The sequence below is a fragment of the Actinosynnema sp. NPDC059335 genome (genome assembly GCF_042752395.1).
Classification (GTDB): domain Bacteria; phylum Actinomycetota; class Actinomycetes; order Mycobacteriales; family Pseudonocardiaceae; genus Actinosynnema.
This window is the reverse complement of record NZ_JBHYXZ010000071.1, coordinates 1,785-23,174: the sequence shown is the minus strand read 5'-3', so window position 1 is coordinate 23,174 and position 21,390 is coordinate 1,785. Positions and strand designations below refer to the sequence as shown.

The following is a 21,390-nucleotide window of genomic DNA, read 5'->3' as shown; positions in this document are numbered from 1 at the left end:
TAATTTTTGTTTTTTTAACAAACATCCGGTCCCTTACGGGGCCCGCCCGGCGGGTGCGGCGGGGGGGGCCGGTCTCCGGGTCGGGTCAGGTTCGGTGGCTGCGGTAGCCGCCGAGCCCTTCGTCGTCGGCGTCGTGCCACAGCCCGGGGTCGTACGGCGTGTCGGGCACGACGACGACCTCGCGTTCGACCCGGGGCGCTTCGCGCTGACGGGGCGTGCGGTCCAGGTCCAGCAGCTCGGTCGCGTCGATGTCCAGGCGTTCGACGTCGTTGGCCAGCCTCTGCACCGCGGCCACGTCGCCGTACCGCGCGCGCAGCCCACCCACGCAGTGGCGGAGTTGGCCCAGTGCCCGGCGCAGCTCCACGATCTCGGAGGACGTCATGGTCAGCACCTCCCTCGGGTCGGTCCGTGTGCCGACTCTGCCAAGTGGAAGCCGCTGTGACAAGAACCACAAGTGGTCGAGTCGCGTCTCAGGATCTGAATCGTTTTTGTCACGATCATGTGTCGTGACATAGTGTGCTTGCTGTCACGTCCGTCCGTGCGACGCCAGCGCTGTCGTCCCACCGGGCCCACCACGGCCCGTGATCATCACCGGAGACAGCGAACCATGAGCGTGCATCCCGTCGTCGCCGAAGTGACGGCTCGCATCGCCGCCCGCAGCGCCGCCGGTCGGGCCGCCTACCTGGAACGAGTCGCCCAGGCCCACCGCGAGGGGCCCGCCCGCCGCGACCTGGCGTGCAGCAACCTGGCGCACGGCTTCGCCGGGATCACGGGCGGTGACAAGGACCTCCTCCGGGCACTGCGCCGCCCGAACGTGGCGATCGTGTCCGCCTACAACGACATGTTGTCGGCCCACCAGCCCATGCACGAGTACCCGGCGTGGATCAAGGAGGCGGCGCGGGCCGTCGGCGGCGTGGCGCAGTTCGCGGGCGGCGTGCCGGCGATGTGCGACGGCATCACCCAGGGCCGCGCGGGCATGGAGCTGTCGCTGTTCAGCCGGGAGGTCATCGCCATGGCCACCGGCGTCGCGCTGGCGCACGAGATGTTCGACGCGGCGCTGCTGCTCGGCGTGTGCGACAAGATCGTGCCCGGCCTGCTGATCGGCGCGCTGGCGTTCGGCCACCTGCCCGCGATCCTGGTGCCCGCGGGCCCGATGCACTCCGGGCTGCCGAACTCGGAGAAGGCGCGGGTGCGGCAGCTGTTCGCGGAGAACAAGGCGACCCGCGAGGACCTGCTGGAGGCCGAGGCTCAGTCCTACCACAGCCCCGGGACCTGCACGTTCTACGGCACGGCCAACTCGAACCAGCTCGTGGTCGAGGTCATGGGCCTGCACCTGCCGGGCGCGAGCTTCGTGCCGCCGGGCACCAAGCTGCGCAAGGCGCTGACCGAGGAGGCCGCGCGGCGGGCGGTGGAGATCAGCCGCGGCGGGGAGTACACGCCGGTCGGGCACGTGGTGGACGTGAAGTCCGTGGTCAACGGCGTGGTCGCGCTGCTGGCCACCGGCGGCTCGACCAACCACACCATGCACCTGGTCGCCATCGCGTCGGCCGCCGGCATCGAGCTGGGCTGGGACGACTTCGCCGAGCTGTCGTCGGTGGTGCCGCTGCTGGCCCGCGTCTACCCGAACGGCTCGGCCGACATCAACCACTTCCAGGCCGCGGGCGGCGTGTCGTTCCTGGTCTCGACGCTGCTGGACGCGGGCCTGCTGCACGCCGACGTGAAGACCGTGGCGGGCGACGGGCTCGACCGCTACCGGCAGGAGCCGGTGCTGGTCGAGGGCGTGCTGCAGTGGCGGCCGGGCCCGCCGCACTCGCTGGACACCGACGTGCTGCGGCCCGCGTCCGACCCGTTCGCGCCCGACGGCGGCCTGCGCATGCTGTCGGGCAACCTGGGCCGCGCGGTGATCAAGGTGTCGGCGGTCAAGCCGGAGAACCGGGTGGTCGAGGCCCCCGCGCGGGTGTTCACCTCGCAGGAGGCGTTCAGCGCCGCGTTCCGGGCGGGCGAGCTGGAGCGGGACGTGGTCGTGGTGGTGCGGCAGCAGGGTCCCCAGGCCAACGGCATGCCCGAGCTGCACAAGCTCACGCCCGCGCTGGGCGTGCTCATGGACCGGGGCTTCAAGGTCGCCCTGGTCACCGACGGCCGGATGTCCGGCGCGTCGGGCAAGATCCCGGCCGCGATCCAGGTCACGCCGGAGGCGGCGGTGGGCGGCCCGCTGGCCCGCGTGCGCGACGGCGACGTGCTGCGGCTGGACGCCGAGACCGGCACGCTGGAGGTGTTCGTCGACCCGGCGGAGCTGGCGGCGCGCGATCTGGTGGACTTCCCGCCGGACGCGCAGGCGTGGACCGGCACGGGCCGGGAGCTGTTCGCCGCGCTGCGCCGGGCGGTCGGGCCCGCCGACCGGGGCGCGAGCGTGTTCGGACCGATCGCGGCCTCGCACTTCGAAGGCCAGTTCAACCAGGAGGTGTCCCGGTGACCACGACCCCGGCCCATGCGACGGCGGCGGACCTGTTGGCGCTGTCGCCCGTCATCCCGGTCGTCGTCGTGGACGACGCCGAGCACGCCGTGCCGCTGGCGGAGGCGTTGCTGCGCGGCGGTGTGCCTGTGATCGAGCTGACCCTGCGCACGCCGGCCGCGCTGGCCGCGATCGAGCGGGTGGCGGCGGAGGTGCCGGGCATCGTGATCGGCGCGGGCACCGTGACCGCGCCGGAGCACGCCGAGCAGGCCGCCAAGGCCGGTGCGGCGTTCCTCGTCACGCCGGGGTCGACCGACCGGGTGCTGAACGCGGCCGAGGACACCGGCCTGCCGTTCCTGCCCGGCGCGGCGACCGTGTCGGAGGCCATGCGGCTGGCCGAGCGCGGGCTGACCTCGTTGAAGTTCTTCCCGGCCGAGGCCGCGGGCGGGGTGGACTACCTCAAGTCCATCGGCGGGCCGCTGCCCGGCCTGCGGTTCTGCCCGACCGGCGGCATCACCCCGGCGACCGCGCCCCACTACCTGGCGCTGCCCAACGTGGGGTGCGTGGGCGGGTCGTGGCTCGCGCCCAAGGACGCGCTGGCCTCGGGCGACTGGGGTCGGATCGAGGAGCTGGCACGGGCCGCCTCGGCGCTCTGACCCTGCCCCTGCTCCCTTAGGGCGCACAGCTCCATCCACGACACCGCACCTCTCCGGGGTGCACACCGCCGCCCTCTTCCGCGTCCCTCCGGGTGCGCACGCCCCTATCCACGCCCCTCGGGCGCGCGGCGATAGGTTGGGTGCTCACTTCTGGGGAGGTAGTGGGGGATGGACGCGCGACGAACCACGGTGGTCGCCGAGCCGCGCGGGCAGGTCGCCCTGGTGTCCGTGGGGTTCCCGGTGCTGGGTGCGCTCGTGGTGTGGGGTCTGAAGTCGATCGCCGGGTGGGTGGCCGACCTGCGGTGGGCTCCGATGCAGGGGCCGTTCCGGCTGGTGGCGTCGATCCCCGAGCCGTGGGCGACGATCGGTTCGGTGGCCGTGGGCGCGGTGCTCGGGCTCGTGGTGGCCGGGGTGGCCGCGCACGAGCGGCTGGTGGTCGAGGTGTTCAACGAAGGGGTCGAGCTGCTGCGGGGCGGCAGGCACCGCAGCTTCGACCGGACGCTGGTGTCCGGGGTGTTCCTGGACGGCAAGAAGCTCGTGCTGCTCGGCGTCGACACCGGCGAGCTGGCGCGGGAGACGCACGACCTCAAGCCGGAGGAGCTGGCCGAGGCGTTCCAGACGCACGGCTACCAGTGGCTGGACGCGGACCCGTACCGGGAGGACTACCGGCGCTGGGTCGACGGAACGCCCGACCTTCCGCTCGGGGCGAACGCCGTGCTGAAGGTGCGGGCGGAGGCGTTGCGCAAGGGCGACCAGGGCGACGCGGACGAGCTGCGGGAGGAGCTGGCCCGCCTCGGGGTCGTGGTGCGGGAGGAGAAGAAGCGCCAGTACTGGCGGCTGACCCGCCCGCTGCCCTGAGGTGCCGCTTGGGCACTCACCGCGCCACTCCGGCCGAGTTCGACCGCGCCACTTCCAGCCAAGCTCCCCTTCGCGGCTCCGGCCGAGCCCGCGCCGCGCGACTCCGGGCGAGAGCCACCGGGGCGGCGGATCCCCTGCCGAACCGGCTCCTCGCGCGTCACCGGGCAGCGCTCCCCGGCGCGCGGGGCACCGCGCCGCCTGGCCGGCGCAGCGGCCCGGGACAGTCCCCGACCCGGGTCGATCGCAGCCCGGGTCGATCGCAGCCCCAGGTCGATCGCAGCCCCAGGTCGGCAGCGGCCGGGGTCAGTCCTGGGCCAGGTCGTCCAGGGCGTCGGCGGCCTCGCCCGCGTGGCGCAGTTCGTCGCGCACCACCCGGTAGGCCAGGCCCTCCGCGTAGCCCTTGCGGGCGAGGGCGGCCACCAGGCGGCGGATCCTGGTGGTGTCGTCCAGGCCCGCCATGGTGCGCAGCTTCTTGCGCACCAGGTCACGGGCCCGCAGTTCCTCGGCCTCGTCGTCCACGGCCGCGACGGCCTCGGCCGCCACCTCCTCCGCCACACCCTTGCGGCGCAGTTCCTGGGCCAGCGCACGGCGGCCCAGGCCCTGGTAGGTGTGCCGCGAACGGACCCAGACCTCGGCGAACGCGGCGTCGTCGATCAGGCCCGCCCGGTCGAACTTGGCCAGCACCAGCTCGGCCGTCTGCTCGCCGATGCCCTTGCGGAGCAGGGCGTCCTTCAGCTCCACCCGCGTCCGGGCCCGCGCGGTGAGCAGCGCGTAGCAGATGTCGGTCGCCCGGCGCTGCTCCTTCGCCGGGTCGACCGGGCGCGGATCGGTGTCGTCGGCCGAAGGGTCGCGGGACGCCCCGCGACCACGGCCACCTCGTCCTGCCACGCCCGCTTAGAACTCGACCGGCGCCGGCGCGGTCTCGTCGGCGTCGAGGGTGGCGCCGATGCCCAGCTTGTCCTTGATCCGCTTCTCGATCTCGTTGGCCACGTCCGGGTTCTCGCGCAGGAACTTCCGCGCGTTCTCCTTGCCCTGGCCGAGCTGGTCGCCCTCGTAGGTGTACCAGGCGCCCGACTTGCGCAGGATGCCCTGATCGACGCCCATGTCGATGAGCGAGCCCTCCCGGCTGATGCCCACGCCGTAGAGGATGTCGAACTCGGCCTGCTTGAACGGCGGGGCCACCTTGTTCTTCACGACCTTGACCCGGGTGCGGTTGCCGACCGGCTCGCCGCCGTCCTTCAGGGTCTCGATGCGCCGCACGTCCAGCCGCACCGACGCGTAGAACTTCAGCGCCTTGCCACCGGTCGTGGTCTCGGGCGAGCCGAACATCACGCCGATCTTCTCGCGCAGCTGGTTGATGAAGATCGCGGTCGTGTTGGACGCGCTGAGCGCACCGGTGATCTTGCGCAGCGCCTGGCTCATCAGGCGGGCCTGCAGACCCACGTGGTTGTCGCCCATCTCGCCCTCGATCTCGGCGCGGGGCACCAGGGCCGCCACCGAGTCGATGACCAGGATGTCGAGCGCGCCGGAGCGGACCAGCATGTCCGCGATCTCCAGCGCCTGCTCGCCCGTGTCGGGCTGCGAGACCAGCAGCGCGTCGGTGTCGACGCCCAGCTTGCGCGCGTAGTCCGGGTCGAGCGCGTGCTCGGCGTCGATGAACGCCGCGATGCCGCCGTTGCGCTGGGCGTTGGCCACGGAGTGCAGCGCCACCGTGGTCTTACCGGAGGACTCCGGGCCGTAGATCTCGATCACGCGGCCGCGGGGCAGGCCGCCGATGCCGAGCGCGACGTCGAGCGCGATCGCGCCGGTGGGGATCACCTCGATCGGGGCGCGGCCCTCCTCGCCGAGCCGCATGACCGAGCCCTTGCCGAACTGCTTGTCGATCTGGGCCAGGGCCAGCTCGAGTGCCTTGTCCCGGTCGGGTGCCTGGGGTGCCATCTGGAGTCCACCTCGGAGTGTCTTGGGGTCGCGGTGCGATGTCGGGGCCGACGTTACGGGTGGGGTCCGACATTTTTCGGCGGGGACCAGGTCACCCGCGGGGTGTTGTCACCCGGTCGTGTGCGGCAGTGTAGCCGAACAGGTGTTCGACCACCCGGCCGACACGCCCCGTCACCGGCGCTGTTCCGGCACGTCGAACGCGTCGCAGACGGCCAACCAGATCTCCTTGGTCGGCAGCCCCGCCTCCAACGCCTGGTCGGGCGTCCGGCCGCCGAGGGCGGACAGCACGTGGTCCCTGGCCACCATCTCGGCCCTGACCTGGCCGAACTCCTCCGCCATCCGCTTGCGGAACATCGTGATGCGCATCGGGTCCAGGCTAGCGCGCCGCCCGCCGGGCCGAACTGCCGACGTGGTCGTCGAACCGGCGATCCCTGACGCACCGCCGCTGCCCCGGGTCCCCGTCCGGCGCACGGCGGGCGGGACGGTCCGGGCGCGGGAGTTCGCCGCGGCGGCGCGCTAACCTCGAACCGTGCTGCTGTTGTTGCAGGAAGACCCCACGGGCATGTCGTCGCCGATCGCCACGGTCGCGATCATCGCCGGGCTCGTCGCGGCGATCGTCGTGGGCCTGCGCGCGCTCTGGCACCACCGCAAGCGCTGATCACCGCGCCCGCTGCAACGACGCGAACAGGCACGTCACCAGCAGCGGCAGCGCGGTGAACCCGACGACCAGGCCCAGCGCGGCGTAGGACCAGGTGGTCACCACCACGCCCGCCGCGACGCCGCCGAGCGCGCCGCCGACGTTCATGCACAGGTCGGACAGGCCCTGCGCGGCCGGCCGGTCCGCCACCCCCACCGACTCGGTGAGCAGCGCCGACCCCGCCACCACGCCCGCGGACCAGCCGAACGCGAGCAGCGCGAGCCCGGCGGCCAGCTGCGGCGCGTCGTCCGAGGGGGCCATGCCCGCGATGCCGGACGCGGCGACCACCAGCGCCGCGCCGATCGCCAGCACCGGCACCCGGCCCAGCCGGTCGGCCATCCACCCGAACAGCGGGCTGGCCGCGTACATCGCGGCGACGTGCAGGCTGATCACCACGCCGACGACCCGCAGCGACGAGCCCGCGTGGTCCATGTGCACCGGGGTCATCGACATCAGGCCGACCATCGCGGTGTGGCACAGCGCCACGCCGCCCAGCGCGAGCTTCCCGGCCGCGGGCAGGGACCGCCACACCGCCACCGAGCGCTTGGCGCCGACGCCGCGCCCGGGAGGGGAGGCGGACCGGGCCAGCGTCAACGGGTCGGGTCGCAGGAACCGCAGCACGACGAGCGCGGCCAGGCCGAACAGCGCGGCGGACAGCAGGTACGGGCCCGCGCCCACGGGCAGCCCCAGCCGTGCGGCGGCGCGGCCCGCCGGGTCGGCCAGGTTCGGCCCGGCCACCGCGCCGATCGTCGCCGCCCACACCACCAGCGCCACCGAGCGCGCCCTGCGGTGCGGGTGGGCGAGGTCCGCGCCGGCGTACCGGGCGGCGAGGTTCGCGCTGGACGCCGCGCCGAACAGGACGAGCGCCGCCAGCAGCACCTGCCACGAGCCGAGCACCACGGCGCACGCCGCCACCGCCGCGCCCACCGCGCCCGCGCCGTAGCCGAGGACGAGCGCCGGGCGGCGTCCGCTGCGGGCCGCCAGCCGTGCCGCGGGCAGCGCGAACAGCGCCGCGCCGAGCACCGCGGCGGTCTGCGCCATGCCCCCGACCGCGTCGGAGTCGGCGAGCACGGCCGCGACGAGCGTGCTCACCGCCAGGCCGATCGTGACGCCGGCCGCGCCGAGCACCTGGGCCGCCGCCAGCACTCGCAGGACCCTGCGCTGCACCACGTCGACCCTGGTCATGATCTTGACTGTGCCAGGGGCGGCCGGCCCGGAACAGCCACCGACCGGGTTCGGGTCAGGTGCCGGGCTGGACCGCGTCCTCGAAGAAGTCCGCGACCTGGTCGGCGGTCAGCTCCTCGCCGCCGCTCTTGGTCACGATGCCGAGCAGCGGCAGGTCGTCGGCGGTGAACACGAGCAGCCCCAGCCCGCCGTCGGCGGCGGCCCGGTACTTGCCGGTGAGCCCGTTGCCCGCCCACCGCGCCTCGACCATGTCGGCCTTCAGCGACCGCACGACCGCCTCCGCGCCGTGCTGCGCGCCGACGACGGTCTCGGTGAGCACGTACTGCACCGAGTAGTCGTCCTTCACCGCGCAGCTGACGACGCTGCCCTTGATGCCGTCCACGCCGCCCACGCCCGGCGTGCCGCCCGCCTTGCACGTGCTGGTGTCCGGGACCGTGCCCGCGAGCAGGCGCAGGCACTCGGTGAAGCCCTTGTCGTCCTGCCGGGTGTCGCTCTTGCACTCCTGCGCGCTGGGCACGTCCGACCCGCCGAGCAGGAGGAACCCGCCGACCGCCGCGAGCACGAGGACCGCGGCGGCGGCCGCGGACAGCAGCACGGTCCGGTTGGGCCCCTTCCGCTTCGGCTCGGCCTGGGCGCGCGGGGTGACGGACGGGAAGTTGAACTGCTGCGGCCCGGTCTGGGGGTAGACCTGGTAGGGCCCGCTGGCGTGCGGGTTCACCTGGTACGGGCCGCTGGCGTGCGGGTTGACCTGGTAGGGGCCGCTGATCGCGGGGTTGGGCTGGTGCGGGGTCACCGGGTTCGTGACCACCGTGTCCGGCTCGCGGGGCCGGGTGGGCTCCTGGGACCGCGGCGTGATGCCGTTCTTGGGCACGTGGTGCGCGCCCAGGGCGACCGCCGTCTCGGGCTGGTCGAGGCTCGTCGGCACGATCCGCACCTTCTCGGCGATCATCGTGGCGACCAGCGGGATGCGGCTGGACCCGCCGACCAGGTAGATGCCCGCGAGCTGGTTGGGCGCCATGCCGGTGGCGCGGATCGTGGCCTCCAGCAGCTCGACGCTGCGCATCATGCTCGGCCGGACCAGCGCCTCCAGGTCGGAGCGGTTGACCAGCACGTCCTCGAACGGCTCGGGCATCGGCACCTCGGTGTGCGCGTGCCGCGACAGCGACTCCTTCGCCGCCCGGACGTCCTCCTGGAGGGTGCGGCGGGCACGGCGGTCGGCCGTGGACTCCGGGCGCAGCAGCCGCTGCCAGGCGGCCGGGTCGCGGTGCGAGACCTGGCGGCCGACGTGCTCCAGCAGCGCCTGGTCCACGTCCAGGCCGCCGAGGTCCGGCAGGCCGTCCTCGGCGAGCACGGTGAAGCCGTTCTGGGTCGCCCCGACGATGGCCACGTCGAACGTGCCCGCGCCCAGGTCGTACACGGCCAGCGCCTGGCCCACCGACAGCGACGCGTAGTGCGAGGCGGCCGCGACCGGCTCGGGGACCAGCACGATCTCGCCGGTCACGCCCGCCAGGCGGGCCGCGGACAGCAGCACGTTGCGGCGGGTCGCGCCCCACTGGGCGGGGTGGGTGAGCCGGACCTCGTCCAGCGGCTCGCCGCCCAGCTGGCGGGTGGTCTCCTCCAGCACGCGGCGCAGCACGGCGGCCAGCGCGTCGGTGACCGGGACCACGTTGTCGCCCAGGAGCAGCACGCCGTCGTCCACCCGGCGCTTGGGGTTGGGCTCGAAGCGGGCCGGGTCGAGGCGGGCGCGGCGCTCGGCGTCCCGGCCGACGACCAGCGTCCCGTCCTCCTCGCAGTAGACGGCCGACGGCATGGTGGCCGAACCGTCGACCTCCACGACCCGGGGCGGCCTGCCGTGCGCCGCGAGCACCGCGACGGTGTTGGAAGTGCCCAGGTCAACGGACAGGACGCGCACGATTACACCCCTTGAACTCGAACGGGCTGATCGTGCCACACCGGCCCACCACGCGAGGTCGCCTCACGACCAACCGCTCCACACCGACCCACCACACGAGGTCGCCTCACGACCAACCGCTACCGGCCTGAACCCCCACGCGAGGTCGCGTCGGTCGTTCGCGTCCTCATCCCCGGCGATCACGCTTTTCGATCGCCGGGGATCAGGGCGCGAACGGCCGACTTCCGGGCGACCTCGCCCGCGACGCCGGAGGCGGCGCAATCCAACACTGCAATCCAACACTGTCGGTGGGGTGGTTCAGTATGGACGGCGTGGACGTCCTGGACCGCTTCTCCCCCGCCACCCGGCAGTGGTTCGCCGGGGCCTTCGCCGCGCCCACGGCGGCGCAGGCGGGGGCGTGGGAGGCGGCGGCCGCGGGGGAGCACGCGCTGGTCATCGCGCCGACCGGGTCCGGCAAGACGTTGGCCGCGTTCCTCTGGGCGCTGGACCGGCTGGCCTCGACGCCGAAGCCCGCCGAGCCGAAGCGGCGGTGCCGGGTGCTGTACGTGTCGCCGCTGAAGGCGCTGGCGGTGGACGTGGAGCGCAACCTGAGGGCTCCGCTGGCGGGCATCCGGCAGGCGTCGCACCGGCTGTCGCTGCCCGAACCGGACATCGCGGTCGGCATGCGCACCGGCGACACGCCGGCGGACGTGCGGCGGGCGTTCGCCCGGACGCCGCCGGACGTGCTGGTCACCACGCCCGAGTCGCTGTTCCTGGTGCTCACGTCGGCCGCGCGCGAGTCGCTGCGCGGCGTCGAGACGGTGATCGTCGACGAGGTGCACGCGGTGGCGGGCACCAAGCGGGGCGCGCACCTGGCGCTGTCGCTGGAACGGCTGGACGCGCTGCTGGAGCGGCCCGCGCAGCGGATCGGGCTGTCCGCCACGGTCCGGCCGGTCGAGGAGGTGGGCGCGTTCCTGGCCGGCGGCCGGCCGGTGCGGGTCGTGCAGCCGGCGTCCGCCAAGACGATCGAGGTGCGGGTCGAGGTCCCGGTCGAGGACATGTCGGTGCTGGGCGAGCCGACCGGCGAGGTGTCGGGCTCGGCGGCGGGGGCGGAGCAGCGGGCGTCGATCTGGCCGTCGGTGGAGCAGCGGGTGCTGGAGCTGGTCCGGCAGCACCGGTCGACCATCGTGTTCGCCAACTCGCGGCGGCTGGCCGAACGGCTCACCGCGCGGCTCAACGAGCTGGCGGAGGAGGTGGAGCCGGCGCCGGTCGGCGCGTTCCCCGCCGAGGCCCCCGGCCAGTCCGGCGTCACCACCCAGCGCACGGCCGCGATCGCCCGCGCGCACCACGGCTCCATGTCGCGCGAGCAGCGCGTGGTGGTCGAGGAGGAGCTGAAGTCGGGGCGGCTGCCGTGCGTGGTGGCGACGTCGTCGCTGGAGCTGGGCATCGACATGGGCGCGGTCGATCTGGTGGTGCAGGTGGAGGCCCCGCCGACGGTGGCATCGGGCCTGCAGCGCGTGGGCCGGGCCGGGCACCAGGTGGGGGCGGTGTCGCGCGGGGTGATGTTCCCCAAGTTCCGGGGCGACCTGGTGTCGTGCGCGGTGGTGGCGGAGCGGATGCGGGACGGCGCGATCGAGGCCGTGCGGTACCCGCGCAACCCGCTGGACGTGCTGGCGCAGCACGTCGTGGCGATGGTGGCGATGGAGACGTGGACGGTCGAGGCGCTGTCCGGGCTGGTGCGCCGCGCCGCGCCGTTCGCCGCGCTGCCGGAGTCGGCCCTCCAGGCGGTGCTCGACATGCTCGCGGGCCGCTACCCGAGCGAGGAGTTCGGCGAGCTGCGGCCCCGCATCACGTGGGACCGGATCACCGGCGAGCTGCGCGGCCGGCCCGGCGCGCAGCGGCTGGCGGTGACGTCGGGCGGCACGATCCCCGACCGGGGCCTGTTCGCGGTGATGACGCCGCCGTCCGAGCGCGGCCCCGGCTCCCGGGTCGGCGAGCTGGACGAGGAGATGGTCTACGAGTCGCGGGTGGGCGACACGTTCCTGCTGGGCACGTCGTCGTGGCGGGTCGAGGACATCACCCACGACCGGGTGATCGTGGTGCCCGCGCCGGGCCAGCCCGCGCGGATGCCGTTCTGGAAGGGCGACGCGCCGGGCCGCCCGCTGGAGCTGGGCCGGGCGCTGGGGAAGTTCCTGCGTGAGGTGTCCACCATGGACGAGGAGGCGGCGTCGGAGCGCGCCGCGTCGGCCGGGCTGGACGCGTGGGCCACGTCGAACCTGCTGGCCTACCTGGGCGAGCAGCGCGAGGCGACGCGGCACGTGCCCAACGACCGGGTCGTGCTGGTGGAGCGGTTCCGCGACGAGCTGGGCGACTGGCGGCTGGTGGTGCACTCGCCGTTCGGGGCGCAGGTCAACGCGCCGTGGGCGTTGGCGATCGCGGCCCGGCTGCGGGAGCGGCGCGGCATCGAGGTGCAGGCGGCGCACTCCGACGACGGGATCGTGATCCGGCTGCCCGACGCGGTCGACCTGGACGGCGCGCAGGTCGTGGCGGGGGCGGACGACGTGCTGCTCGACCCGGAGGAGGTCGAGCAGGTCGTGGTGGCCGAGGTGGGCGGCTCGGCGCTGTTCGCGGCGCGGTTCCGGGAGTGCGCGGCGCGGTCGCTGCTGCTGCCCCGGCGCGACCCGCGCAAGCGCACACCGCTGTGGCAGCAGCGGCAGCGGGCGGCGCAACTGCTGTCGGTGGCGGCGAAGTACGAGAGCTTCCCGGTCGTGCTGGAAGCGATGCGGGAAGTCCTCCAGGACGTGTACGACGTGCCGGGCCTGCGCGAGCTGATGACCGACGTCCGGGCCCGGCGGGTGCGCGTGGTGGAGGTGGAGACGCCGTCGCCGTCGCCGTTCGCGCGCAGCCTGCTGTTCGGGTACGTCGGGATGTTCCTGTACGAGGTGGACGCGCCGCTGGCCGAGCGGCGGGCGGCGGCGTTGTCGCTGGACTCGGCGCTGCTGGCCGAGCTGCTGGGCTCGGAGGCGATCCGGGAGCTGCTCGACCCGGAGGTGGTCGCGGAGGTCGAGCGGAACCTGCAGCGGCTCGCGCCCGACCGGCACGCGCGGGACGCGGAGGGCGCGGCGGACCTGCTGCGGTTCCTCGGCGACCTGTCCGAGGAGGAGGCGCTGGCGCGGGGCGTGCGGCCGGAGTGGCTGGCGGACCTGGTGGCGCAGCGGCGGGCGATCCGGGTGCGCATCGCGGGCGAGGACCGGGTGATCGGGATCGAGGACGCGGGCCGGGTGCGCGACGCGTTGGGCGTGGCGCTGCCGGTGGGCGTGCCGGAGGTGTTCACCGAGCCGGTGGCCGACCCGCTGGGCGACCTGCTGTCGCGGTACGCGCGCACGCACGGCCCGTTCCCGGCGGTGGAGGCGGCGGAGCGGTTCGGGCTGGGCGTGGCCGTGGTGACCGGGGTGCTGGAGCGGATGGCGGCCACCGGGCGGCTGGTGCGCGGCGAACTCCGGCCCGGGGGCACGCACACCGAGTACTGCGACGCCGAGGTGCTGCGGCGGTTGCGGCGGGCGTCGCTGGCCCGGCTGCGCGCCGAGGTCGAGCCGGTGGAGCCCGCCGCGCTGGGCCGGTTCCTGCCCGCCTGGCACGGGGTGGGGCGGCGGCTGCGGGGCGCGCCGACGGTGGACGACGTGTACTCGGTGGTCGAGCAGCTGGCGGGCGCGCCGCTGCCCGCGAGCGCGGTGGAGTCGCTGGTGCTGCCCGCGCGGCTGCCCGGCTACAGCCCCGCGTTGCTGGACGAGCTGACCGCGTCCGGCGAGGTGACGTGGACCGGGTGCGGCTCGCTGGCGGGCGGCGACGGGTGGATCGCGCTCGCGCCGACGGACGTGGCGGACCTGCTGCTGCCGGACCTGGTGCCGGAGGCGATGCCGGACTCGTCCCTGCACACGGCCGTGGTGGAGGCGCTGGGCGGCGGGGCGTTGTTCTTCCGGCAGGTCGTGGACCGGGTGTCGATGCAGGGCCCGACGACGGACGGCGAGGTCGTCGGCGCGCTCTGGGACCTGGTGTGGGCCGGCGTGGTCACCAACGACACGCTCGCGCCGTTGCGGGCGCTGGTCGCCGGCGGCGGCACGGCGCACAAGCCGCGGCGGGCCACGCCGCGCGGCCGGTACGCCCGGATGCGGGCGGGTCGGCCGGACATGCCGAGCCGCACCGGACCGCCGACGGTGGCGGGCCGGTGGTCGCTCGCCGTGGTGCCCGCGGTGGACGCGACGCGGCGGGCGCACGCGCGGGCCGAGGCGTTCCTGGAACGGCACGGCGTGCTCACGCGCGGCGCGTTGGACACCGAACGGGTGACCGGCGGGTTCAGCGGGGTGTACCGGGTGCTGCGGGCGATGGAGGAGTCCGGGCAGGTCGTGCGCGGGTACGTGGTCGAAGGGCTCGGCGCGGCGCAGTTCGCGGCGCGGGGCGCGGTGGACCGGCTGCGCGCGTCGTCCCGGCCGCCGGGGCAGGACCACGTGGGCACGCCGGAGGCGGTGGTGCTGGCGGCGGCCGACCCGGCGCAGCCCTACGGCGCGGCGTTGGCGTGGCCGGAGCCGACGGGCGAGGGCAGGCACCGGCCGGGCCGCAAGTCCGGTGCCCTGGTGGTGCTGGTGGACGGGCTCGCCACGCTCTACGTGGAGCGGGGCGGTCGGTCGCTGCTGTCGTTCACCGAGGAGGAGGAACCGCTGCGGGCGGCGGCCCAGGCCCTCGGTCGGGCGGTGCGCGACGGGTGGCTGGGGCAGCTCGCCGTGCAGCGGGCGGACGGCGAGGTCGCGCTGGGCTCCCGGCTGGCGGGCATCCTCCAGGACGCGGGCTTCCGCGCCACGCCCAAGGGCCTGCGACTGCGGGCCTGACGCCCCGGGCCAGGTGACGGCGGGCGTGGCGCGGAAGCGGCGGTCAGCGGAACAGGGCGCTGTAGGCGTTGAGCGCGGGCTGGCCGCCGAGGTGGGCGTACAGGACCGTGGCGTCACGCGGGATCTCGCCGGTGCTGACCAGTTCCACCAGGCCGGCCAGGGACTTGCCCTCGTACACCGGGTCCGTGATCATGCCCTCCAGCCGTGCGCCGAGCTTCATGGCGTCCAGCGTGGACTCGCCCGGCACGCCGTAGATGCCCTCGTGGAACCGGTCGTCGAGCACGACGTCCTCGTCGGTCACCTCGACGCCCAGCAGACCCGCCGTGCTCTTGGCGATCCGGGTGATCTGGTCGCGGGTGTCGCACGGCTCGGCGGAGGCGTCGATGCCGATGACCCGGCGACCGCTGCCCGCGAACCCCGCCACCATGCCGGCCTGCGTGCTGCCGGTCACCGAGCACACCACGACCGTGTCGAACCGGACCCCCAGCTCGGCCTCCTGCCGCTCGACCTCGGCCGCCCACCCGGCGAACCCGAGCCCGCCCAGCGGGTGGTCGGACGCGCCCGCCGGGATGGCGTACGGCTTGCCGCCCGCCGCGCGCACGTCCTCGATCGCCCGCTCCCACGCGGGTTTCACGCCGATGCCGAAGCCCGCCTCCACCAGCCGCACGTCCGCGCCCATCAACCGGCTGAGCAGGATGTTGCCCACCCGGTCGTACACCGCGTCCGGCCAGTCCACCCAGCTCTCCTGCACCAGCACGCACTTCAGCCCGGCCCGCGCGGCCGCGGCGGCGACCTGGCGGGTGTGGTTGGACTGCACGCCGCCGATGGACACGAGCGTGTCGCAGCCGGTCGCCAGCGCGTCGGCCACCAGGTACTCCAGCTTGCGGGTCTTGTTGCCGCCGTAGGCCAGCCCGGAGTTGCAGTCCTCCCGCTTCGCCCACACCCGCGCGCCGCCGAGGTGCCTGGTGAGCCGTTCCAGCGGGTGCACCGGCGACGGGCCGAAGGTCAACGGGAAACGCGCGAAATCGTCCAGCGCCATGTCAGTTCTCCTCATCCGGGAACAGGTCGGCCAACGTCGCCCAGTTCCGCTCGACCAGCCGGGCGGCGAGGTCGGCGTCGGCCGCGGCGAAGGCGGTGATGATCTCGTCGTGCATGGCCACCGAGTGGCGGCCGGTGGGCGCGGCGAACCGCAGCCGTTCGAGGCGGCGCACGAGCGGGGTGTAGCGCTCGATGGTGGCGCGCACGGCGAAGTTCCCGCTGCCCCGCACGGCCACCGCGTGGAACTCGTCGTCGGCGGCGAGCGCGGCGGGCACGTCGCCGTCGGCCAGGGCGTGCGCGAACGCCGTGTTCGCGGTGCGCATCGCGGCCAGGTCCGCCTCCACCAGCCGGGGCGCGGCGAGCCGGGCGGCGAGCGCGTGCATGCTCTGGACGACGACGTGCGCGTCCCGCACCGCCGCCGTGTCCAGCGGCGTGACGCGCGTGTAGCTGTGCGGCTTGCTCTCGACCAGGCCCTCGTCGGTCAGCCGGGCCAACGCCTCGCGCACCGGCGTCCGGGACAGGCCCAGCCGTTCGGCCAGCTCCACGTCCTTGATCGGCGCGCCGGGAGCCAGGTCGCCGCCCAGGATCGCCTCGCGGATCGCGGTGAGCGCCTGATCGCGGTACAAGGCCCGACTAATATATTGCATACTGGCGGACTGTAGCCGCCGCTCGGGGAATGCACCAGGTGCGGGGCAGCACATGGCGGCGACTTCTCCGGTCGATCCGGTCCGCGCGACGGCCGTCCGGATCGAGCAGCGGCGCGCGACCACGTCACCGGCCGATCCGGAACCGCGCGGCGACCGCCGAGTCGAGCAGCGGCGCGCGTGGCCACGTCACCGGCCGGTCGAGCCGGCGATCGCCGGGCCGAGCGGGCGTGACCTGTCTCATGCCTGTCACACCAGCGGGTCGAGTGGTGTCTCCTGGGCGTCTGCGACGAGCGAGCGAGGGAGACACCCATGAGGCCGGGCACGAGCGGTGACGTGGCGACCGAGGCGTTCGTCGCCCACCGGAACCTGCTCTTCACCGTCGCGTACGAAATGCTCGGCTCCGCGACCGACGCCGAGGACGTCCTCCAGGAGACCTGGCTGCGGTGGGTCGAGGTGGATCTGGCGCAGGTGCGCGACCAGCGCGCCTACCTGGTCCGGATCACCACCCGGCAGGCGCTCAACCGGCTGCGCGCGCTCAAGCGCCGCAAGGAGTCCTACGTCGGCCCGTGGCTGCCCGAACCGGTCCTCACCGCGCCGGACGTGGCGCAGGACGTCGAACTCGCCGAGAGCGTCTCGATGGCGCTCATGCTCGTGCTCGAAACGCTGTCCCCGACCGAGCGCGTCGTGTTCGTGCTGCGCGAGGCGTTCGACGTGGGCTACGACGAGATCGCGGCCGCGGTGGACAAGAGCCCCGCGGCGGTCCGGCAGATCGCGCACCGCGCCCGCCGGCACGTCGACGCTCGCCGACCCCGCGCGGCGGTGCCGGCGAGCGAGACGCGGGAGGCGCTGGCGGCGCTGCGGCGCGCGTTCGAGACCGGCGACCTGCACAGCCTGCTCGACGTGCTCGCGCCGGACGTCGTCATGGTGAGCGACGGCGGCGGGGTCAAGCACGCCGCGCTGCGGCCGGTCACCGGCGCGGACAAGGTCGTCCGCATGCTCGTCGGCGGGCTCGGCCGGGCCGGCGTCGTGCTGACCTGCGAGCCGACCGCGGTCAACGGCAACCCGGCGCTCGTCGTGCGCCTGGACGGGGAGATGGACGGCATCATGGCGGTCCGCGTCGAGGACGGCCGGGTCACCGGCCTGTACTACGTCCGCAACCCGGAGAAGCTGACCCGCGTCGGCACCGAGACCGCGCTCACCCTCCGCTGACGGTCAGCGGGGCGTCAGCACGCAGAACTCGTTGCCCTCGGGGTCGGCCAGCACCACCCACGGCACGTCGCGCTGCCCCACGTCCGCGCGCACCGCGCCCCACGCCTCCAGCCGGGCCACCTCGGTGCGCAGGTCGCCGTCGGCGGGCGGCGCGAGGTCGAGGTGGACGCGGTTCTTCACCGCCTTCGGCTCGGGCACCCGCACGAACTCCAGCGACGGCCCGACCGGCCGGGGCAGCGACGCGAAGTCGTCGCCCTCCCGCGCCACCGGCAGCCCGGTCGGCCCGGTCCAGAACGCCGCCTGCGCCCGCGGGTCCCGCGCGTCCACCACGACCGCCGCGACGGGGCCGTTGTCGTCGTACTCGTCGCGCTGCTCCAGCACGCAGAACTCGTTGCCCTCCGGGTCGGCCAGCACCACCCACGGCACGTCGCCCTGCCCGATGTCGACCGGCTTCGCGCCCAGCTCCACCGCCCGCGCCACGATCGCCGCCTGGTCCTCCGGCGAGGCGGACGCGAGGTCGAGGTGCACCCGGTTCTTCACCACCTTCGGGTCCGGCACCGGCACGAACACCAGGTCCAACCCGTCGGCGAGCGCCACGTCGACCGCGTGCTCGTCCTCGCGGGTGACCGGTCCGCCCAGCAACGTCGCGTAGAACCGGGCCAGCCCGGCGGGATCGGCCGAGTCGACCACGACGGCGCACCACCTGGTTGTCATGGTCCGAAGGTAACGTCTGCGCAATGGCGGAGCTGGTTCTTGGTCCGGTGCTGCGGCACGTCGACCGCACCTCGGCGACGGTGTGGGTCGAGACCGATGCCGCGTGCGAGGTCACCGTCGCGGGCCACCACGCGACGACGTTCCAGGTGGGCGAGCAGCACTTCGCCCTGGTCGTGGTCGAAGGGCTGGAGCCCGGCACGACCACCGACTACGACGTGCGGTTGGACGGCGACGTGGTGTGGCCGCGGCCGGACTCACCGTTCCCGCCGCCGTGCATCCGCACCACGCCGGTGCGGCGGCTGTTGTTCGGGTCGTGCCGCGCCGCCAAGGGCGAGGGCACGCCGGACAAGCTGGGGCCGGACGCGCTGGACGCGTACGCGTTGCGGATGAAGGACGAGCCGCGCGACCGGTGGCCGGAGGCGCTGGTGCTGCTCGGCGACCAGGTCTACGCCGACGAGCCGACGCCGAAGATCACCCGGTGGCTGGCCGAGCGCAGACCGGAGCCGGCGGGCGAGGTCGTGTCGTTCCGCGAGTACGCCGAGCTGTACCACGAGTCGTGGGCCGATCCCGAGATCCGCTGGCTGATGTCCGTCGTGCCGACGTCGATGATCTTCGACGACCACGACATCCGGGACGACTGGAACACCTCGCGGACGTGGCGCGAGCAGATGGCGGCCAAGCGCTGGTGGCCCGAGCGCATCCGGGCCGGGCTCGCGTCGTACTGGGTCTACCAGCACCTGGGCAACCTCAGCCCGGACGAGCTGGCGGCCGACGAGCTGTACGCGAAGGTGCGCTCGACCGGCGGCGACGTGCAGTCGCTGCTGGAGGACTTCGCCGAGCGGGCGGACCGCGAGGTGGACGGCGGCAAGTCCACCCGGTGGAGCTACCGGCGCGACTTCGGCCGGGTGCGGCTGCTGGTGATCGACACGCGCAGCGGGCGCATCCTGTCCGGGCCGGAGCGGCTCATGGTCGGCGACCGCGAGTTCGACTGGATCGAGGAGAACGCCCACGGCGACTTCGACCACCTGCTGGTCGGCTCGTCGCTGCCGTGGCTGATGCCGCACGCGTTGAGCCACTTCCAGTCGTTGAACGAGCGGATGGCGGGCCTGCCCGGGTGGCGCGGCCGGGTCGGCGAGAAGGTGCGGCAGGTCGCCGACCTGGAGCACTGGCCCGCGTTCCGGGCGTCGTTCGAGCGGCTGGCCCGGCTGCTGGAGCGGATCTCGCGGTCCGACGACGCGCCCGGCACGGTGTGCGTGCTGTCCGGGGACGTGCACCACAGCTACGCGGCGCGCGCGTCGTTCGCCTCGTCGGTGGACGCGAAGGTGTACCAGCTCGTGTGCTCGCCGGTGCACAACGACCCGCCGTGGGTGTTCCGGCCCGCGTTCCGGCTGTCGTGGTCGCGGCCGATCGCGCGGGTGCTGCGCTGGTGGGCGGACCGGCGGGGCATCTCGCCGGACCCGGTGGGGTGGCACAAGCTCAGCGGGCCGCACTTCGGCAACTCGGTGGGCGTGCTGGAGATCGACGGCCGGCAGGCCCGCTTCCGGTTGGAGACGGCCAAGGCGGACGGGCTGGCCGAGGTCGCCTCGCTGGCGCTCTGAGCCGCGCCCGGGAACGCGCGGGCCACCGAGGTCCGAACGGGCAGCCGTGGCCGGAACCCGTGGTCGGGGCCACCGCGGTCGGAACCCGTGGTCGGGGGGCGAGCGCCGTGGCGTCCCGGCGGCCGGACGAGTGCCGCCGGGTGCGCCGCCGCCGCGCAGTCGGGTGCACGACGGCGGTCGAACCGGGTGGGGGGGGGGGGGGCGCGGGGGCCGCCGGGGGGCGGCACGGGTGCGGCGGGGGGCGCCGCCGCCGCGCTGTGGGGTGCACGAGGGCGGCGCACGTCTACTTGGTGGCGAGCCGCAGCAACGCCCAGAGCTGGGCGATCGCGTCGTGGTCGCCGGTGGTCGGCGGCAGGTCGCGGTCCGGGATGCGGCCCCAGAGCCAGCGGTAGACCTGCATCGGCGTCCCGGTCACGCCGCCGTTCGCCGTCGCCGCCTCCTCCTCGGTGACCAGCCGCGCCACCGCGGGCTCCGGCCCGGTCGTGGCGAGCCACACCCGGTCGCCCGCCCGGATCGACACCGTGCCCTCCCGCGTGCCGCGCACGCCGAGCAGGTCCAGCCGGTGCCCGAGCCACAGCGTCAGGACCTCGTCCACGCCGTCCTGCGCCACGTCGTCGTCCACGGGGTCGATCGGCAGCCCGGCCGCCGCCTGCACGTCCATCCGGTGCACGGTGGACTCGTGCGCCAGCCGGCGGGCCCAGAAGCGGTGGTTGCGCTCGGCCGGCCACCACGTCTCGCACGGGTCGTCCGGGCCGTGCGCCCGCAACGCCCCCAGCAGCGGCGGCACGCCCTCGCGCACGTACTCCGGCAGCCCCTGCCCCCGCTCCGGGTCCTGCTGCCACACCAGGGGTTGGCTGCCTTCCCTCAGCCACGTCGACACCATCCGGTAAGTGCTGCCCACGTGCCGCGCCGTCTCGCCCAGGTTCAACCCCGGGCACGCGGGCACCTGGCGTTCCGGGCGCTGCCCCTCGACCGACGCCGCCAGGCGCTCGGCTTCGGCCTCCACCACGTCGATCAGGCGGTCGTAGGCGACCAGTCCCCTGCTCACAGTCAGTCCTCGTACATGATCTCGTCGACCAGCTCGGTGAACTGCGCCGCTTGGCGCACCAGGTCGTCGGCTGCGCGCCGGGTGACCTGCCTGGTGATGCCCGCCAGCACGGCCGCGCGCGTCGCCGAGCACTCGGCGAAGAACGCGGCCCACTCGCGCAGCTCCGGCGCGAGGGAGGACAGCAGGACCCACACGCTGGTCGGCTTGGCCCGGCCCCGGTGGGGTCGGCCGCGCGCCGCCAGCACGGCCGCCGCGGCCCGCATCGCGGCCAGGTAGGCCGTGGCGAAGCGGGTGGGCGGCGAGGGGTCCCGTTCGGCCTCGACGAGGCACTCGCGGGCCTGGCCGAGCAGGGTCACCGCCGACGCCGGTGGTAGCGGGAGGGGAATGCGGCGGGGGAAGGTCTGAGTCATCTCGCGGCCTCCTCGCGGCGTCGGGACAGCGACGACCGCCGCGGGGAGACGGCGGCACTTGGTGGTGGGGGGGGGGGCCCCCCCCCCCCCCCCCACGCTGATGGACACAAAAGATCTGACCTCCACACCACTACAGGCCGCCCCCGCCCCGCGCCACAGCACACCC

18 protein-coding genes are annotated in these 21,390 nt (G+C 74.5%); 7 read left to right on the top strand and 11 right to left on the bottom strand.

The features are described 5' to 3' along the window. Positions 1 to 85: 85 nt before the first annotated feature. Complete coding sequence (locus ACFXGA_RS22235; protein WP_378090729.1) at positions 86 to 382, bottom strand: hypothetical protein; 297 nt, start codon at positions 380 to 382, stop codon at positions 86 to 88. Between the two features lie 225 nt (positions 383 to 607). Between ACFXGA_RS22235 and edd the strand changes: the two genes are divergently transcribed. The 3 genes from edd (at position 608) to ACFXGA_RS22220 (ending at position 3,966) form a co-directional block, all read left to right on the top strand. Beyond that, positions 608 to 2,473, top strand: a complete 1,866-nt coding sequence (gene edd, locus ACFXGA_RS22230; RefSeq protein ID WP_378090728.1) for a phosphogluconate dehydratase — start codon at positions 608 to 610, stop codon at positions 2,471 to 2,473. Next, on the top strand, positions 2,470 to 3,108 hold the full coding sequence (gene eda / locus ACFXGA_RS22225; RefSeq protein ID WP_378090727.1) for a bifunctional 4-hydroxy-2-oxoglutarate aldolase/2-dehydro-3-deoxy-phosphogluconate aldolase: 639 nt from the start codon (positions 2,470 to 2,472) through the stop codon (positions 3,106 to 3,108). The genes edd and eda overlap by 4 nt, the downstream gene beginning before the upstream one ends. 168 nt (positions 3,109 to 3,276) lie before the next feature. Next, positions 3,277 to 3,966, top strand: a complete 690-nt coding sequence (locus ACFXGA_RS22220) for a hypothetical protein (RefSeq protein WP_378090726.1) — start codon at positions 3,277 to 3,279, stop codon at positions 3,964 to 3,966. A gap of 303 nt (positions 3,967 to 4,269) precedes the next feature. Here ACFXGA_RS22220 and ACFXGA_RS22215 read toward each other — a convergent pair whose 3' ends face one another. From ACFXGA_RS22215 to ACFXGA_RS22205, 3 genes are all read right to left on the bottom strand, one after another. Further along, positions 4,270 to 4,854 (bottom strand): regulatory protein RecX, encoded by a 585-nt coding sequence (locus tag ACFXGA_RS22215; protein WP_378090725.1) that lies wholly within the window; start codon positions 4,852 to 4,854, stop codon positions 4,270 to 4,272. A gap of 6 nt (positions 4,855 to 4,860) precedes the next feature. Continuing rightward, a complete protein-coding gene (gene recA / locus ACFXGA_RS22210; protein ID WP_378090724.1) occupies positions 4,861 to 5,904 on the bottom strand; it encodes a recombinase RecA in 1,044 nt (347 codons plus the stop codon). A gap of 171 nt (positions 5,905 to 6,075) precedes the next feature. Further along, positions 6,076 to 6,270 (bottom strand): DUF3046 domain-containing protein, encoded by a 195-nt coding sequence (locus ACFXGA_RS22205; RefSeq protein WP_378090723.1) that lies wholly within the window; start codon positions 6,268 to 6,270, stop codon positions 6,076 to 6,078. Between the two features lie 163 nt (positions 6,271 to 6,433). On the opposite strand from ACFXGA_RS22205, the gene ACFXGA_RS22200 reads away from it, so the two are divergent. Further along, positions 6,434 to 6,562: a hypothetical protein gene (locus tag ACFXGA_RS22200; RefSeq protein ID WP_378090722.1), complete on the top strand. Its 129-nt coding sequence runs from the start codon at positions 6,434 to 6,436 to the stop codon at positions 6,560 to 6,562. Here the strand turns inward: ACFXGA_RS22200 and ACFXGA_RS22195 are convergent, their stop codons facing one another. Both ACFXGA_RS22195 and ACFXGA_RS22190 read right to left on the bottom strand, forming a co-directional pair. Then, positions 6,563 to 7,786: an MFS transporter gene (locus ACFXGA_RS22195; protein WP_378090721.1), complete on the bottom strand. Its 1,224-nt coding sequence runs from the start codon at positions 7,784 to 7,786 to the stop codon at positions 6,563 to 6,565. It abuts the gene before it with no gap. 55 nt (positions 7,787 to 7,841) lie between these two features. Beyond that, positions 7,842 to 9,698 carry an Hsp70 family protein gene (locus tag ACFXGA_RS22190; RefSeq protein ID WP_378090720.1) on the bottom strand — a complete coding sequence of 619 codons (1,857 nt, stop codon included), beginning with the start codon at positions 9,696 to 9,698 and terminating at the stop codon, positions 7,842 to 7,844. A 302-nt stretch (positions 9,699 to 10,000) separates the two neighbouring features. On the opposite strand from ACFXGA_RS22190, the gene ACFXGA_RS22185 reads away from it, so the two are divergent. Then, a complete protein-coding gene (locus ACFXGA_RS22185) occupies positions 10,001 to 14,560 on the top strand; it encodes an ATP-dependent helicase (RefSeq protein ID WP_378090719.1) in 4,560 nt (1,519 codons plus the stop codon). Positions 14,561 to 14,603: 43 nt separating this feature from the next. Here the strand turns inward: ACFXGA_RS22185 and ACFXGA_RS22180 are convergent, their stop codons facing one another. Further along, complete coding sequence (locus ACFXGA_RS22180) at positions 14,604 to 15,599, bottom strand: 1-aminocyclopropane-1-carboxylate deaminase (RefSeq protein ID WP_378090718.1); 996 nt, start codon at positions 15,597 to 15,599, stop codon at positions 14,604 to 14,606. A 1-nt stretch (position 15,600) separates the two neighbouring features. Next, positions 15,601 to 16,224, bottom strand: a complete 624-nt coding sequence (locus tag ACFXGA_RS22175; RefSeq protein ID WP_378090717.1) for a GntR family transcriptional regulator — start codon at positions 16,222 to 16,224, stop codon at positions 15,601 to 15,603. A 330-nt stretch (positions 16,225 to 16,554) separates the two neighbouring features. Between ACFXGA_RS22175 and ACFXGA_RS22170 the strand changes: the two genes are divergently transcribed. Continuing rightward, a complete protein-coding gene (locus ACFXGA_RS22170; protein WP_378090716.1) occupies positions 16,555 to 17,454 on the top strand; it encodes an RNA polymerase sigma-70 factor in 900 nt (299 codons plus the stop codon). A gap of 3 nt (positions 17,455 to 17,457) precedes the next feature. Here the strand turns inward: ACFXGA_RS22170 and ACFXGA_RS22165 are convergent, their stop codons facing one another. After that, entirely contained in the window at positions 17,458 to 18,168 is a 711-nt protein-coding gene (locus ACFXGA_RS22165) for a VOC family protein (RefSeq protein WP_378090715.1), read from the bottom strand. 23 nt (positions 18,169 to 18,191) lie between these two features. Here ACFXGA_RS22165 and ACFXGA_RS22160 point away from each other — a divergent pair, with 23 nt between their 5' ends. Then, positions 18,192 to 19,766, top strand: coding sequence for an alkaline phosphatase D family protein (locus ACFXGA_RS22160; RefSeq protein WP_378090714.1), 1,575 nt, complete (start codon positions 18,192 to 18,194; stop codon positions 19,764 to 19,766). A 283-nt stretch (positions 19,767 to 20,049) separates the two neighbouring features. Here the strand turns inward: ACFXGA_RS22160 and ACFXGA_RS22155 are convergent, their stop codons facing one another. Both ACFXGA_RS22155 and ACFXGA_RS22150 read right to left on the bottom strand, forming a co-directional pair. Beyond that, positions 20,050 to 20,814 carry a maleylpyruvate isomerase family mycothiol-dependent enzyme gene (locus ACFXGA_RS22155; protein ID WP_378090712.1) on the bottom strand — a complete coding sequence of 255 codons (765 nt, stop codon included), beginning with the start codon at positions 20,812 to 20,814 and terminating at the stop codon, positions 20,050 to 20,052. Between the two features lie 2 nt (positions 20,815 to 20,816). Beyond that, positions 20,817 to 21,224, bottom strand: a complete 408-nt coding sequence (locus ACFXGA_RS22150; RefSeq protein ID WP_378090711.1) for an SAV_6107 family HEPN domain-containing protein — start codon at positions 21,222 to 21,224, stop codon at positions 20,817 to 20,819. Positions 21,225 to 21,390 lie beyond the last annotated feature (166 nt).

What these genes read in the sequence shown, in the direction of transcription:
- ACFXGA_RS22235 (WP_378090729.1), bottom strand. Translation starts at nt 382, where the DNA reads ATGACGTCCTCCGAGATCGTGGAGCTGCGCCGGGCACTGGGCCAACTC.
- edd (WP_378090728.1), top strand. Translation starts at nt 608, where the DNA reads ATGAGCGTGCATCCCGTCGTCGCCGAAGTGACGGCTCGCATCGCCGCC.
- ACFXGA_RS22220 (WP_378090726.1), top strand. Translation starts at nt 3,277, where the DNA reads ATGGACGCGCGACGAACCACGGTGGTCGCCGAGCCGCGCGGGCAGGTC.
- recA (WP_378090724.1), bottom strand. Translation starts at nt 5,904, where the DNA reads ATGGCACCCCAGGCACCCGACCGGGACAAGGCACTCGAGCTGGCCCTG.
- ACFXGA_RS22205 (WP_378090723.1), bottom strand. Translation starts at nt 6,270, where the DNA reads ATGCGCATCACGATGTTCCGCAAGCGGATGGCGGAGGAGTTCGGCCAG.
- ACFXGA_RS22195 (WP_378090721.1), bottom strand. Translation starts at nt 7,786, where the DNA reads ATGACCAGGGTCGACGTGGTGCAGCGCAGGGTCCTGCGAGTGCTGGCG.
- ACFXGA_RS22185 (WP_378090719.1), top strand. Translation starts at nt 10,001, where the DNA reads ATGGACGGCGTGGACGTCCTGGACCGCTTCTCCCCCGCCACCCGGCAG.
- ACFXGA_RS22180 (WP_378090718.1), bottom strand. Translation starts at nt 15,599, where the DNA reads ATGGCGCTGGACGATTTCGCGCGTTTCCCGTTGACCTTCGGCCCGTCG.
- ACFXGA_RS22170 (WP_378090716.1), top strand. Translation starts at nt 16,555, where the DNA reads ATGAGGCCGGGCACGAGCGGTGACGTGGCGACCGAGGCGTTCGTCGCC.
- ACFXGA_RS22165 (WP_378090715.1), bottom strand. Translation starts at nt 18,168, where the DNA reads ATGACAACCAGGTGGTGCGCCGTCGTGGTCGACTCGGCCGATCCCGCC.
- ACFXGA_RS22160 (WP_378090714.1), top strand. Translation starts at nt 18,192, where the DNA reads ATGGCGGAGCTGGTTCTTGGTCCGGTGCTGCGGCACGTCGACCGCACC.
- ACFXGA_RS22150 (WP_378090711.1), bottom strand. Translation starts at nt 21,224, where the DNA reads ATGACTCAGACCTTCCCCCGCCGCATTCCCCTCCCGCTACCACCGGCG.